At 72.9% G+C, this 12,917-nt stretch carries 10 protein-coding genes; 9 read left to right on the top strand and 1 reads right to left on the bottom strand.

The features are described 5' to 3' along the window. Nucleotides 1-161: 161 nt before the first annotated feature. Complete coding sequence (locus CP984_RS35105) at nt 162-2,768, top strand: alpha-L-arabinofuranosidase C-terminal domain-containing protein (RefSeq protein WP_003986190.1); 2,607 nt, start codon at nt 162-164, stop codon at nt 2,766-2,768. Nucleotides 2,769-2,826: 58 nt separating this feature from the next. Here the strand turns inward: CP984_RS35105 and CP984_RS35110 are convergent, their stop codons facing one another. Further along, a complete protein-coding gene (locus CP984_RS35110; protein WP_003986191.1) occupies nt 2,827-3,654 on the bottom strand; it encodes a LolA-like protein in 828 nt (275 codons plus the stop codon). A 501-nt stretch (nt 3,655-4,155) separates the two neighbouring features. Between CP984_RS35110 and CP984_RS35115 the strand changes: the two genes are divergently transcribed. The 8 genes from CP984_RS35115 to CP984_RS35150 all read left to right on the top strand — a co-directional run bounded on the left by CP984_RS35115 (nt 4,156) and on the right by CP984_RS35150 (nt 12,904). After that, complete coding sequence (locus tag CP984_RS35115) at nt 4,156-6,603, top strand: SpoIIE family protein phosphatase (RefSeq protein WP_030183401.1); 2,448 nt, start codon at nt 4,156-4,158, stop codon at nt 6,601-6,603. 137 nt (nt 6,604-6,740) lie between these two features. After that, entirely contained in the window at nt 6,741-7,160 is a 420-nt protein-coding gene (locus CP984_RS35120; protein WP_003986900.1) for a hypothetical protein, read from the top strand. Then, nucleotides 7,157-7,528 carry a transcriptional regulator gene (locus tag CP984_RS35125; RefSeq protein ID WP_003986898.1) on the top strand — a complete coding sequence of 124 codons (372 nt, stop codon included), beginning with the start codon at nt 7,157-7,159 and terminating at the stop codon, nt 7,526-7,528. The genes CP984_RS35120 and CP984_RS35125 overlap by 4 nt, the downstream gene beginning before the upstream one ends. An 80-nt stretch (nt 7,529-7,608) precedes the next feature. Next, nucleotides 7,609-8,121 (top strand): DinB family protein, encoded by a 513-nt coding sequence (locus tag CP984_RS35130; RefSeq protein ID WP_030183406.1) that lies wholly within the window; start codon nt 7,609-7,611, stop codon nt 8,119-8,121. 153 nt (nt 8,122-8,274) lie between these two features. After that, nucleotides 8,275-9,033: a hypothetical protein gene (locus CP984_RS35135; protein WP_003986896.1), complete on the top strand. Its 759-nt coding sequence runs from the start codon at nt 8,275-8,277 to the stop codon at nt 9,031-9,033. 360 nt (nt 9,034-9,393) lie between these two features. After that, on the top strand, nt 9,394-11,238 hold the full coding sequence (gene asnB, locus CP984_RS35140) for an asparagine synthase (glutamine-hydrolyzing) (protein ID WP_003986895.1): 1,845 nt from the start codon (nt 9,394-9,396) through the stop codon (nt 11,236-11,238). A gap of 30 nt (nt 11,239-11,268) precedes the next feature. After that, complete coding sequence (locus CP984_RS35145; protein WP_030183409.1) at nt 11,269-11,697, top strand: MarR family winged helix-turn-helix transcriptional regulator; 429 nt, start codon at nt 11,269-11,271, stop codon at nt 11,695-11,697. Between the two features lie 142 nt (nt 11,698-11,839). Beyond that, complete coding sequence (locus tag CP984_RS35150; RefSeq protein ID WP_050498879.1) at nt 11,840-12,904, top strand: polyprenyl synthetase family protein; 1,065 nt, start codon at nt 11,840-11,842, stop codon at nt 12,902-12,904. The last annotated feature ends 13 nt before the right edge of the window (nt 12,905-12,917 follow it).

Here is a 12,917-nt window from a genome sequence, read left to right on the forward strand (position 1 = left end):
GGGGCGCGGTGAGCTGCCGCCGATCGGCCGGGGCGGTTCACGCGCGGTGTGTGTGACGGGTGTTGACGCGGCGGCGTGCGGGGCGCATCCTCCCTCGGAGGCCGGGCGGTATACCGCACGGCGTTCGATATCCCGTACGCAGCCGAGTGGAGGGGTACCTCATGGCGAGCGACGACCAGCGCCCGGGAGCGGTCCCGGGCGGGCCCGGCCGAAGAACCGTGATCGCCGCACTGGGCGCGACGGCCCTGACCGAAGCGCTGCGCACCGGCGCGGCGCCGCCCGCCGCCGCGGAACCGGGCCCCGCGCTGCCCGCCCCCGCCGCCCACTGGACCTTCGAGGAAGGCCGCGGCACCACCGCCGCCGACAGTTCGGGCCACGGTCGCACCCTCACCCTGCGCGGCGGGGCCGCCTGGGGCGACGGCCACACCGGCCACGGCCTCGCCCTGGCCGGGCGCGCCTGCGCCACCGCCGCCGGGCCCGCCGTCGACACCGCGCACGGCTTCACCCTCACCGCCCGGGTCCGCCTCACGGCCACCGACGGCTTCCATACCGCCGTCGCCCTCGACGGTACCGCCGTCAGCGCCTGCTACCTGCAACTGCGCGACGACACCCGGGCGTTCGCCTTCACCCGGCTGCCGAGGGACGCCGCCGACGCCAACGGGGCCGCCGTGATCGCCGGCGCGGGCTTCGCCCCCGAGGCCGGGCGCTGGTACCACCTCGCGGGCGTCGCCGACGCGGCGGCGGGCCTCTTACGGCTGTACGTCGACGGCGTACTGGAAGGCGAAGTGCCCGCCCCGGGAGGCTGGCGGGCCACCGGCGCCACCACCGTCGGACGCGGCCTGTTCGGCGGCGCCGAGGCGGACCACTTCCAGGGCGGCATCGACGACGTACGCTGCTACGACACCGCCCTGAGCGGCGCGCAGATCGCCCGGCTGGCCGGCGTACCGGAGCGGGACACCACGCCGCTGCTCACCATCGACGCCCGCCGCCCCGGCCCCACCGTCCCGTCCCGGCTCGGCGGCATCTTCTTCGAGGACATCAACCACAGCGGCGAAGGCGGCCTGTACGCCGAACTCGTCAGCAACCGCAGCTTCATGGCCGATCCCCGCGCCCCGCTGCACTGGAGCGCACTCGGCGGCGCCACGATCGCCCTGGACCCCACCGCGCCCCTCAACGAAGCGCTCACCCGGTCCCTGCGGATCACCGTGCGCGGCCCCGGTTCCGGCGCGGCCAACGACGGCTACTGGGGCATCCCCGTACGCCCCGCCACCACCTACCGCGCCTCGTACTTCGCCAAGGCCGACGGCCACACCGGGCCGCTCACCCTCGCCCTCACCGGCACCGACGGCACCGTGTACGCACGGACCGCCGCACCGGCCCCGGGCCGCGACTGGCGCCGCTACGACCTGACCCTGCGCACCCCGCCCACCGCCCCGGCGACCATGGAGGCGCGCCTGACGGTGACCACCGCGGGCACCACCGGCACCACGGGCACCCTGTGGCTAACCCAGGTCTCCCTCTTCCCGCCCACCTACCGGAACCGCCCCAACGGCCTGCGTCCCGACCTGATGGCCGCGCTCGCCGCGCTGCGCCCCGCCTTCCTGCGCTTTCCCGGCGGCAACTACCTCGAAGGCAACGTGATCGCCGACCGCTTCGACTGGAAGAAGACCATCGGCCCCGTCGAACGGCGCCCCGGCCACCGCAACTCCGCCTGGGGCTACTGGTCCACCGACGGCCTCGGCCTGCCCGAATACCTCCAGATGGCCGAGGACCTGGACTGCGAGCCGGTGCTGTGCGTGTACGCGGGCTACTCGCTCAAGGGCGAGCACGTCACCGGCGAGGCCCTGCGCCCCTTCGTCCAGGACGCGCTGGACCAGATCGAGTACATCACCGGGCCCGCCACCTCCCCCTGGGGCGCCCGGCGCGCCGCCGACGGCCACCCCGCGCCGTACCCGCTCACGTACGTGGAGGTCGGCAACGAGGACTGGTTCGACACCTCCGGCTCGTACGAGGAGCGCTACGCGGCCTTCCACGACGCGCTCACCCGGACGTACCCGCACCTCAAGCTCATCGCCACCACCCCCGTCCGCAGCCGCCCCTACGACCTCATCGACGAGCACTACTACCGCTCACCCGCCGCCTTCGCGGCCGGGGCCCACCTCTACGACCGGCGCGACCGCGCCACCCCCAAGGTCTTCGTGGGCGAGTGGGCGGCCCAGGAGGGACGCCCCACCCCCAACCTGCGGGCCGCGCTCGGCGACGCCGCCTGGCTCACCGGCATCCTCCGCAACAGCGACCACGTGGTGATGTCGTGCTACGCGCCCCTGTTCAGCCACGTCCGCGACAACATCTGGGCCACCAACCTGATCGCGTACGACGGCCTGACCAGCTACCACTCGCCCAGCTCCTACGCGCAACAACTGCTGCGCTCCCACCGGGGCGACACCGTGCTGCCCACCGAAGTCCGCGCCCTGCCCGGCCTGAGCGCCGTCACCACCCGCGACCACCGGACCGGACGGCTGTACGTCGCCGTCGTCAACACCGGAGGCACACCGCGCACCACGTCGGTACGCATCGACGGCATCCGGACCATTGAGCCCAGCGGGCGGGCCGAGATTCTGTCCGGGCCCGGCCCGGAAGCGACCAACACGCTCAGCGATCCGACGGCGGTCGTGCCCCGGTCGGTGCCGCTGAACGGGCTCGGGACGCGGTTCACGTATACGTTCCCGGCGTACTCGGTCACCGTGCTGCGGCTGCACGGCGGCTGACGCCCGGTGGGCCGGTGGCGGGCCCGGCCGTACGACGGGCCGGGCCCGCCACCCGTCCTCAGCTGAGCATCGGACCGTCGGCCGACGGCATGGGGGTGACCTTGCCGGACGCGGGGACGGTGACCTTCACCGCCTTGCCGAAATCGGTGAGGTTCATCGTCGCCGTGCCGCCCCCGGAGCCCAGCGGCCAGGAGAGCCGCGTACGGACGATCCGGCCGTCGCGGCCGACCCAGGCGTCCGCGTACACGACCAGCTCACCGATCGCCTGCCGCACCTGGGCGACCTTCGACCGGCCGCGCTCCGACATCCGCAGCATGATCGTCTCGTTGTCGAGCCGCCCGCGGTAGTGCACGGCCGGTGCGCCGCCGACCTTCTCCTCGCCCGCCTTCTTCGCCCCGCGCATCAGGGAGACCTGCTTCAGGACGTGCTCGGGGTCGTTCAGCGGCGCCCGCAGGATCCGCTGGACCTCCGCCTTGTCCCGGCGCACCGATCCCCAGGCGCCGTGCTGGTCGGCGAACCCGCCGATGTAGACGGTGCCGCCGGAGAATATCTGCTCCATCTCCGGCCCGCCCGCGGCGGCGTCCGAGGCACGCCCCATGTGCAGACCGGTCTTGAGCCGCCCCTTGGCACCCGCCCAGTCGAAGTCGCCCTTGACGGTGAGGGTGTACGCCTTGGTCCCGTCGCCCATTTCGACCGTCTCGTCGACCCGGGCGCTGCCCTTGACGGTGGCGGCGACGGCGGCCTTCACCGCCGCCCCGTGATCGACGTCCGGTGCCGACGCGGAGGCGGACGCCTTCGGGGACTGCCCGGCCGTATCCGCGGTCCCTCCGGAGCAGCCGGCGCACAGCAGGGCCACGGCACCGAGCGGGATGAGGGCACGTCGCATGGTTTCTCCGAGAAGGGTGATGACCGAGTCTCCGACATGACGCTCATGCCGGGAATGGGACCTTACGCCCAACTTATCGAGCGGATGTGCGACGGGTGGACGCCGGGGCCCGGGGCAGGGCGGTCGGCCGGGCGCAGGCGGACCACCACGCCCGGTGCGCATCCAGGTCAGGGGCCTGCGTAGTCGCGCATGAAGTACTCACGCGTGCGCTCACAGCACCGTCGTTCCGGACCCACTCAGGCAGGTCTCCTCCCGCACCGCGGCGACGAAGGCTTCGCGGGCCGGCTCGGCACGTCCGAGAGGGGGCCAGGGCCCATGCGAGGCCAGGAGGCCCCCAATCGGCCGAGTGCCCGGCCTCCCGCCCCCGGCCCGGGGCGCGGGGCGGGCGAGGCGAAACGATACTGGGGCAGAGCCGCGCGAGTCAGGGGCTCGGGTCGTCCTCCTCGGGAGTCGCCGTAGGACGGCGGCCCGGGCACGTCGGCGAGTCGAAGGGGCGAAGCGATGGACGCACCGGTGCCGGAGTTCGCCGAGTGCCCGGAGGACCCGTTCGCGCTGCGCCGGGCGGCTTCGGCGGTGCTCGACGAGCGGGGCACGGTCGCGGGCTGGAGCAGATGCGCCGAGGACCTGCTCGGCTACCGGCCGCAGGAGGTGCTGGGGCGGCGCGCGGACACCTTCTTGCTGCACGACGACGACCGGGCAGCGGCCGCCGAGGCCGCCGCCGCGGCACGCCGCGACGGGGGCTGGTCCGGCGTCCTGCCGCTGCTGCACCGCGACGGACAACGCGTCGAGCTGGGCTTCCGGGTCCGGCCCGTCGTCCGGGGCGACGACGCGTACGAGTGGTTCGTCGTCGCCGCGCGCGCGGCCGAGGTCGCCCAGTGGGAGATCGACCGCTCCGTACTGCAGGGCCTGTTCCGCAACTCTCCCATCGGGCTGTCCGTACACGCCCCCGACCTGAGCATCCTCCGTATCAACCGGGCCATCGCGAGCATCAGCCGGCGCCCCGCCCCGGCCCACCGGGGCCTGCGCATGGAGGACTTCCTCATCGGCCCGGACGTGGCCACCATCGAGGAGCGGCTGCGCAGGGTACTGGAGACCGGCCGCCCGCTGATCTTCACCGAGCAGTCGTGCCGGCTGCGCATCGACCCCGGCCGGGAACGCGTCGTGTCCGTGTCCGCGTTCCGGATGCGGGACTCCTCCTCCGGGGAGGTGCTCGGCGTCACCCAAATGGTGGAAGACGTCACCGACCGGCACCGGGCCCAGCACCGGCTCGCCGTCCTTAACCGGGCGAGCGCCCGCATCGGCACCACACTGGACGTCGCACAGACCGCACGGGAACTGGCCGAGGTCGCGGTGCCCGACCTCGCCGACGCGGTCTCCGTCGACCTGCTGGAGCCGGTCACCCGCGGCCAGGATCCCACCCGGGGGACGGACGTGCCCGTCCACCGTACGGCCGTACGGTCCGTCGTGGCGGCGGGTCTGGACGTCATGTACCCGGTCGGCGAGGTGTTCCGCTTCGCCCCCGGGACACCACAGGCGCAGTGCCTCGTCGAGCAGCAGCCGATCCTCGAACCGGACCTGGCGCACAGCACCGGCTGGCACATCCAGGACCCGGAGCGCTCCGAACAGGCCCTGCGCCTGGGCGCCCACTCGCTGATCGTCGTGCCGCTGGCCGCCCGCGGCCTGGTGCTCGGCCTGGTGAGCCTGTGGCGCGCGGAACGCTCCGAGCCGTTCGAGCAGGACGACCTCCTCCTGGCCCAGGAGTTCGTCTCCCGCGCCGCCATCTGCATCGACAACGCCCGCCGCTACACCCAGGAGCACTACGGCGCGCTGACCCTCCAGCGCAGCCTGCTGCCGCGCGAACTGCCCGAACAGCTCGCCGTCGAGGTCGCCCACCGCTATCTGCCCGCCGACCCCGCCGCGGGCGTCGGGGGCGACTGGTTCGACGTCATCCCCGTCTCCAGCGCCCGCGTCGCCCTCGTCGTCGGCGACGTCGTCGGCCACGGGCTGCACGCCGCGGCCACCATGGGGCGGCTGCGTACGGCGGTGCACACGCTGGCCAATCTCGACCTCGCCCCCGACGAAGTGCTCTCCCACCTGGACGACCTCGTCAACCGCCTGGCCGAAGAGCAGGAGTCGGCCGGCGGCGGCCCGGAAAGCCCCCAGATCATCGGCGCCACCTGCCTGTACGCGGTGTACGACCCGGTCTCCCGCCGCTGCACCATGGCCCGCGCGGGCCACGTACCGCCCGCCGTGGTCGGCCCCGACGGCCGGATGACCCTCCCCGACCTGCCGGCCGGGCCGCCGCTCGGGCTGGGCGGCCTGCCGTTCGAGTCCGCCGAACTCGAACTCACCGAAGGCAGCCTGCTCGCGCTCTACACGGACGGGCTGCTGGAAGTGCACAGGCGGGACCTCGACGAGGGCCTGGCGCTGCTGCGCGGAGCGCTGGAGCAGCCCGCCTGCCGCCTGGAGGACCGCTGCAAGGCGGCAGTGGAGGCGCTATTGCCGGTGCACCCGCAGGACGATGTCGCGCTGCTCCTGGCCCGTACGCGCGCGCTGCCCCCGGAATCGGTCGCCACCTGGGAACTGCCCGCGGAACCGACCGCCGCCGCCGAGGCGCGCGAACTGACGTCCGCCACGCTGACCGAATGGGGCCAGGAGGAACTGGCCTTCACCGCCGAACTGGTGGTGAGCGAACTGGTCACCAACGCCTACCGGTACGGCGGCACACCGATCACCCTGCGTCTCATCCGCGACCGCACCCTGATCTGCGAGGTCTCCGACCCCAACAGCACCGCCCCCCACCTCAGACGCGCCCTCAGCACCGACGAGGGCGGCCGCGGCCTCCTCCTGGTCGCCCAACTCACGGACCGCTGGGGCGCCCGCCACACCCGCGAGGGCAAGACGGTGTGGACGGAGCTGCCGTTGGCGGTGGGCGGGGAGGGTGGGTGAGGTGGGGAGCCAGTTTGTCGAGCGATGGTCAAATGCCGTCCTCCTGCCGCCCTTTTACTTGCCAAGTTGGAAGGTGATTGGCATCTTGGCAATGACGACGTGGCGCTGACGGCTGTACTGCCGATCGAGGGGGAGCTGTGCGGGACATCACCGACCCGGTGGACGCGTTGGGGCGGGCCGCCGCGGTGGAGAAGGCGGCGCGGTTACGCAGCGGCTGGTACGCCCGGTACCTGTGGGTGTACGCCGCCGGCCAGCTGGTGCTCGTGCCGACCGCCCTGCTGGGGCACGGACCGGTCGCCGCGCTGCTCTTCACCCTGGTCAACGGAGGGCTGGTCACCGGGCTCTCGGTGTACGCGGCGCGGCAGCGCATCGTGCGCCGCGGGTTCGGGGCGCGGCACGGGGTGCTGATCGGCGCCTGGGCCGTGCTGTACACCGCCGCGGTCTTTCTCGGGAAGTCCGCATTCGAGGACAGCCGGGTCTTCGCGGTCGTGGCGGCTGCAGTGTGCGCGCTGCCGCTCGCCGTGGGCGCGTCGCTCGAAACGCGGCGGTCGTCGTGACGGCGCAGCGGACCGCGTCCGGCTCTCCGGGCAGCCATCCACGGCACGCCCTCGCCCCGCTGCTCAACTCGCCCGTACGACTGTCCGTGGTGGCGGCCCTCGCGCCGGTCGAGAAGGCCGAATTCGCCCTCGTACGAGAACTGGTCGAGGTGAGCGACTCCGTACTGTCCAAGCAGGTGGCGGCACTGGAGGCGGCGGGCTGGGTGGCCGTCACCAAGGGCCGGGTGGGCCGTCGCGCCCGGACCTGGCTGTCGCTCACGGCCGAGGGGCGGGTCGTGTACGAGCGGCACCTGACGGCGCTGAGGGCGATCGCGGAGGGGGCCGGGGCGGCGGCGCGGGTGCGGGGCGGCTCTGACGAGGGGATGTAAGCGGGGGTCTGCACGTGGTGGGTGGTGGGCGGGGCCGTCGCCCGGGCGCGTTGTCAGACCCCCGTGTCACGATGTGGGACATGAGCACACCTGGACGTACTTTGCCCCCGATGGACGCCGACGAGCGGACCACACTGGAGAGTTGGCTCGACTTCTACCGCACCACCCTCGCCCTGAAGTGCGACGGCCTGACCGAGCAGCAGCTCCGCGAGGCGTCCGCGCCGCCTTCGACGCTGACCCTGCTCGGCCTGGTCCGGCACCTGGCGGCGGTCGAGCGGTTCTGGTTCCGCAGGGTGCTGGTCCAGGAGGACGCACCGACGCTCTTCAGCTCCGACCCGGACGCCAGCTCCGCCAACAGCGGCTTCGACCTCGACGAGTCGGCCACCTACGAGGACGCCCGGCGCATATGGCAGGCCGAGATCGAGCACGCCCGGAAGAACTGCGCTTCCCGCGCGCTGGAGGACACCGGCGTGTACCGGGGCGGGCCGGTCACCCTGCGCTGGATCTACACCCACATGACCGCCGAGTACGCCCGCCACTGCGGCCAGGCCGACCTGATACGGGAGCGCATCGACGGCAGCACGGGCGTCTGAGCCGGGTCCGGGGGCCCGGCAGTCCCGCAGACCGGCGGTCCGGCAGTCGCGCGGTGCGGCGGGTTTACGTATACCGCGCGGCGGACCGCAGTACGCAGACTGGCGCCGGAGCACGCGTCACCGCACCGCAGGCCGCACCGAGCGGAGGGCACCGTGACGAACGACTCGACGGCGCAGGACCGGCAACTGCTGCACGACTACTCCCGCGAGACCCGCGACCCGTACGTCCAGCGGCTCTTGGCGGAGCTGCTCGGCCACGTCAACCGGGCGGGCTTCGAGCGGACGGCGGGCGCGGGCGGCGGCAACACACGCGACCTCGGGCAGGGCCAGTACGCCGTCTCCTACGCCTACACACCGGACACGACCCGCGCCGACCACCTCGCGGTGCTGGTCCACGAGCTGACCCACGTCGCGGTCAACCAGGCGTACGGCTCGCGCATGCTGAACTTCCCGGTGCCCCCGCTGTCCGCGGCGGAGGAGAACCGGGTGCGGGACGAGACGCCGGGGCGCGAGGAGGACTTTCAGAACGCCGCCCTCCGGCGGGCGGACGCCCGGCGCCGTGACGCCTACGTCGATCTGGTCATCGGCAACGTCCAGCGGCTGCTGGACGAGTTGCGCGGCTCCGGCCTCCCGGCCGAACGGCAGCGGGCGATACGCACCAAACTGACCGACCACATGCGGGCCCGCCCGTACCACGAGTACGACGGCGTCCTCTCGCACGTGCTCACCTGGTCCGACCTGGACGGAGTCGACCGGTCCTCGGCCTTCTACCGCAGCCTGACCGCGATGGTGGCACAGACGGCCGACTGGCGGGCGGCCGGCGACATCACCTTGCCGCGCCGCCGACGCGGTTTCTTCCGTCGGCTGGGGAGGACGCTGGCCGCGGCCTTGGGAATGTCCCGGCGGCGATAGGGGGCGACTCAGCCTCCGACCCACCCCGAGCCTCCGCACCAGCCCCAGGTAAAGCCTTCCCCACATCCCCGTAAGCCCCAGCCCATCCACACCCGCGCCCGGTCGCACTCCCACACTCCCAAATCCGCAGATCAAGGCCCCGAATGCGGCCCAATACCCGGTCCCTCACGCGCCGTTGCGCGCGCCGACGGTCTGTTACGGCCAGGTTGACGGCGCGGCGTCCGAGGAACACCCTCGTTATATAGGTGCTCGATACAACTGACCCGTGGAGGTGTCGGGCCGCCGGGCCGCGCCGTGCCCGCGCGCGCCGCGCCGGTGTCCGGCGGACCGCCTTCCCGGGCCGGAGCAGGAGGACATGGCATGTGTGGTATCACCGGCTGGATTTCCTTCGATCGTGACCTGCGCTCCGAGCAGGAGACCGTGGACGCGATGACCGAGACGATGTCCTGCCGTGGGCCCGACGACCGCGGTACGTGGGTGCAGGGGCCCGCCGCCCTCGGCCACCGCCGTCTCGCGATCATCGACCTGCCGGGCGGCCGCCAGCCGATGACCGTATACCGGGAGGACGGCAGCCCGGTCGTCATCGTCTACTCGGGCGAGGCGTACAACTTCGGCGAGCTGCGTGAGGAACTGGCCGGCCGCGGCCACCGGTTCGCCACCGACTCCGACACCGAGGTGGTCCTGCGGGGATACCTGGAGTGGGGCGAAGGGGTCGCCGAACGGCTCAACGGCATGTACGCGTTCGCCGTCTGGGACGAGCAGCGCCAGCGGCTCGTCATGATCCGCGACCGGATGGGCATCAAGCCGTTCTACTACTACGAGACGCCCGACGGCGTGCTGTTCGGCTCCGAGCCCAAGGCGATCCTCGCCAACCCGCTCGCCGAGCGCACCGTCGGCCTGGACGGCGTCCGCGAGCTCTTCGCGTTCGTCAAGACGCCCGGCCACGCCGTATGGGACGGCATGTACGAGGTCGAGCCCGGCACGGTGGTCACCGTCGACCGCGGCGGGCTGCGCCGGCACGTGTACTGGTCGCTGGAGACCCGGGCCCACGAGGACGACCGGGACACCTCCGTGGCCCACGTACGGTCGCTGCTCGACGACATCGTCCGCCGGCAGCTCGTCTCCGACGTGCCGCGCTGCACCCTGCTCTCCGGCGGGCTCGACTCCTCGGCCATGACCGCGCTGGCGGCCCGGCAGCTCGGCGAGGTGGGGGAGACGGTCCGCAGCTTCGCCGTCGACTTCGTCGGCCAGACCGAGCACTTCGTGGCCGACGACCTGCGCGCCACCCCCGACACGCCGTACGTCCACGACGTGGCCCGCCTCTCCGGCACCGACCACCAGGACATCGTCCTGGACTCGGATTCGCTGGCCGACCCCGAGGTGCGCGCGAAGGTCATCCGGGCGCGGGACATACCGGTGGGCTTCGGCGACATGGACGCCTCCCTGTACCTGCTTTTCAAGGCGATCCGCGAGCACTCCACCGTCGCCCTGTCGGGGGAGTCGGCCGACGAGGTCTTCGGCGGCTACAAGCAGTTCTTCGACGAGGAGGCCCGCCGCGCCGAAACGTTCCCGTGGCTGGTGCGCTTCGCCGAGCACTTCGGTGACGACGGCAGCGTGCTCATCCCCGCGCTGGCCGACACCCTCGACCTGCGCTCGTACGTCCGGGACGGCTACCGCACCGCGGTCAAGGAGATACAGCGCCTGGACGGGGAGAGCGACTTCGAGTTCCGGATGCGCAAGGTCAGCTACCTGCACCTGACCCGGTTCGTCCGCATCCTGCTCGACCGCAAGGACCGCGCGAGCATGGCCGTCGGCCTGGAGGTGCGGGTGCCGTTCTGCGACCACCGGCTGGTGGAGTACGTCTACAACACGCCGTGGGCGCTGAAGTCGTTCGACGGGCGCGAGAAGAGCCTGCTGCGCGAGGCCACCGCCGATGTGCTGCCGAAGTCGGTCTACGACCGGGTCAAGAGCCCGTACCCGTCCACGCAGGACCCCAAGTACGCGATCGCGCTCCAGCACCACGCCAAGGACCTGCTCGCCAGCTCCTCGCACCCGGTCTTCGACATCGTCGACCGTGCCTGGCTCAAGCGGGCGGTCGAGCACGACGCGCCGCAGATCACCCAGGCGTCCCGCAAGGGCCTCGAAAAGACGCTGGACCTGGCCCTGTGGTTGGACATGTACCGGCCCCGCCTTACGCTTTCCTGACCCGAACCGGGCGGCGCGATGGGCTGGGCGATGACAATCGGTGACGACGCGGCACTGCAACTGGTGATTTCCCTGCACCGGCTGACCCGGAGCCTGCGCAGAGCCGCGGCGGCCGGCGGTATCGGGCCGACCCAGCTCGCGGTACTGGCCCTGCTGACCCAGCAGGGCCCCTCCCGGATCGGCGAGATCGCGGCCTGGGTCCCCTGCTCCCAGCCGACCGCCACCTCGGCCGTACTGGGCCTGGAGTCGGCCGGGCTGATCCGCCGCGAACCCGACCCCACCGACGGGCGGGCCAGCCGCATCCTGGCCACCGAACGCGGCGCGGCCGCACTCGCCGACATCGCACGCGGCGAGGCCGAGGTGCTGGCCAAGCGCCTGGCCTCGCTGCGCCCCGACGAGATCCGCCGGCTCGCCGAGGCGGGCCCGCTGCTGCGGCGGCTGGCGGAGGCGGCGGACTGAGGATCTGCCGCCACCAGGCGGCTCACGGTGACATGCGTACGTACCCGGGCATGGACCCCGCCTGCCCAGGTACTCAAGCGGCGCACATCCTGACCCAGTTGACGGAACAGCACCTTCCGAAAACGCCGCACCGGAGGTACGCATGTCCAGCACGACGGTACGGGCCGACGAGGCGACCGCCCGGCTGCTGCCCGAAGTGACCGCGTTCATCGAACGGCAGCTGGACGACTACCCCGACGCCTGCGGACCGCTGCGCACCACCGTACGGAAGGTGATCGACCGCGGCCGTTGCGAACGCAACGAGACCGCGCTGCCGTTGCTGACCCACGCGGCCATCACCGGCGTCCCCGAGCCGGCCGTACCGGTCGCCGCCGCCCACCTGCTGTGGTGGCGGGCCGCCAACGCCTTCGACGACATCGCCGACGGACACGCGGACGCCACCCTGTACGGCCTCGGCACCGGGCCCGCCCTGATGGCCGCGCTCGAATGCGGCCACGGCCTGCCGCTGCGCGCCCTCGCCGCCCTCGACCTCCCGGCCGCCCTGCGGGAGAGCCTGATCAGCGACTACCTCGACGGCTGGACCCTGACCAACGACGGCCGGATCAGGGACCTGGTCAACACCGTGGCGACGGTCGACCCGCAGTCCGTGCTGACGACGTACGAGCACAAGGGCGGCTCCGCGTACGCGATGGCCTGCGGCATGACCGCGCGCATCGCGGGCTGCGCCGACGCCGTGACCGCGGCGTGGCGCGAGTTCGGGTACACGGTCGGCACGCTGCTGCAGTTCCGTATCGACGAGGAGGACCTGCGGGACGAGCGGGCGGCGGAACTGCGTTCCGGCACCGCCACCTACCGCCTGGTCTGCGCCGTGCGGCGGCTCACCGGCACCGAGCGGCGGCGGGCGCTGCGGCTCCTGGCGGAGGCGGCCGACAGCCCCGGCAGCCGAGCGGAGATCAAGGCCATGCTCCTGGACCCCGCCGTCCAGGCCGCGACACTCGCGACGCGCGACAGCCTGCTCCGCCAGGCCCACGACCTGCTCGACCGCCTGGCCGTCCCCTCGGACCACACGACGGCGCTGCGCGCCCTGGCCGACGCCGCCGCCAGGCCGGCCGCGGTGGGCCCGGCGGCCGACGGACGCACGGAGGGAACGGCCTGGGCGAGCCGCCCCTCGGCCGCGGCGGGCCGCCCCACGTCGACCGCCTTCTGACCCCGGCGCCGCC

The sequence above is a fragment of the Streptomyces rimosus genome, from assembly GCF_008704655.1.
In the GTDB taxonomy this organism is placed as follows: domain Bacteria; phylum Actinomycetota; class Actinomycetes; order Streptomycetales; family Streptomycetaceae; genus Streptomyces; species Streptomyces rimosus.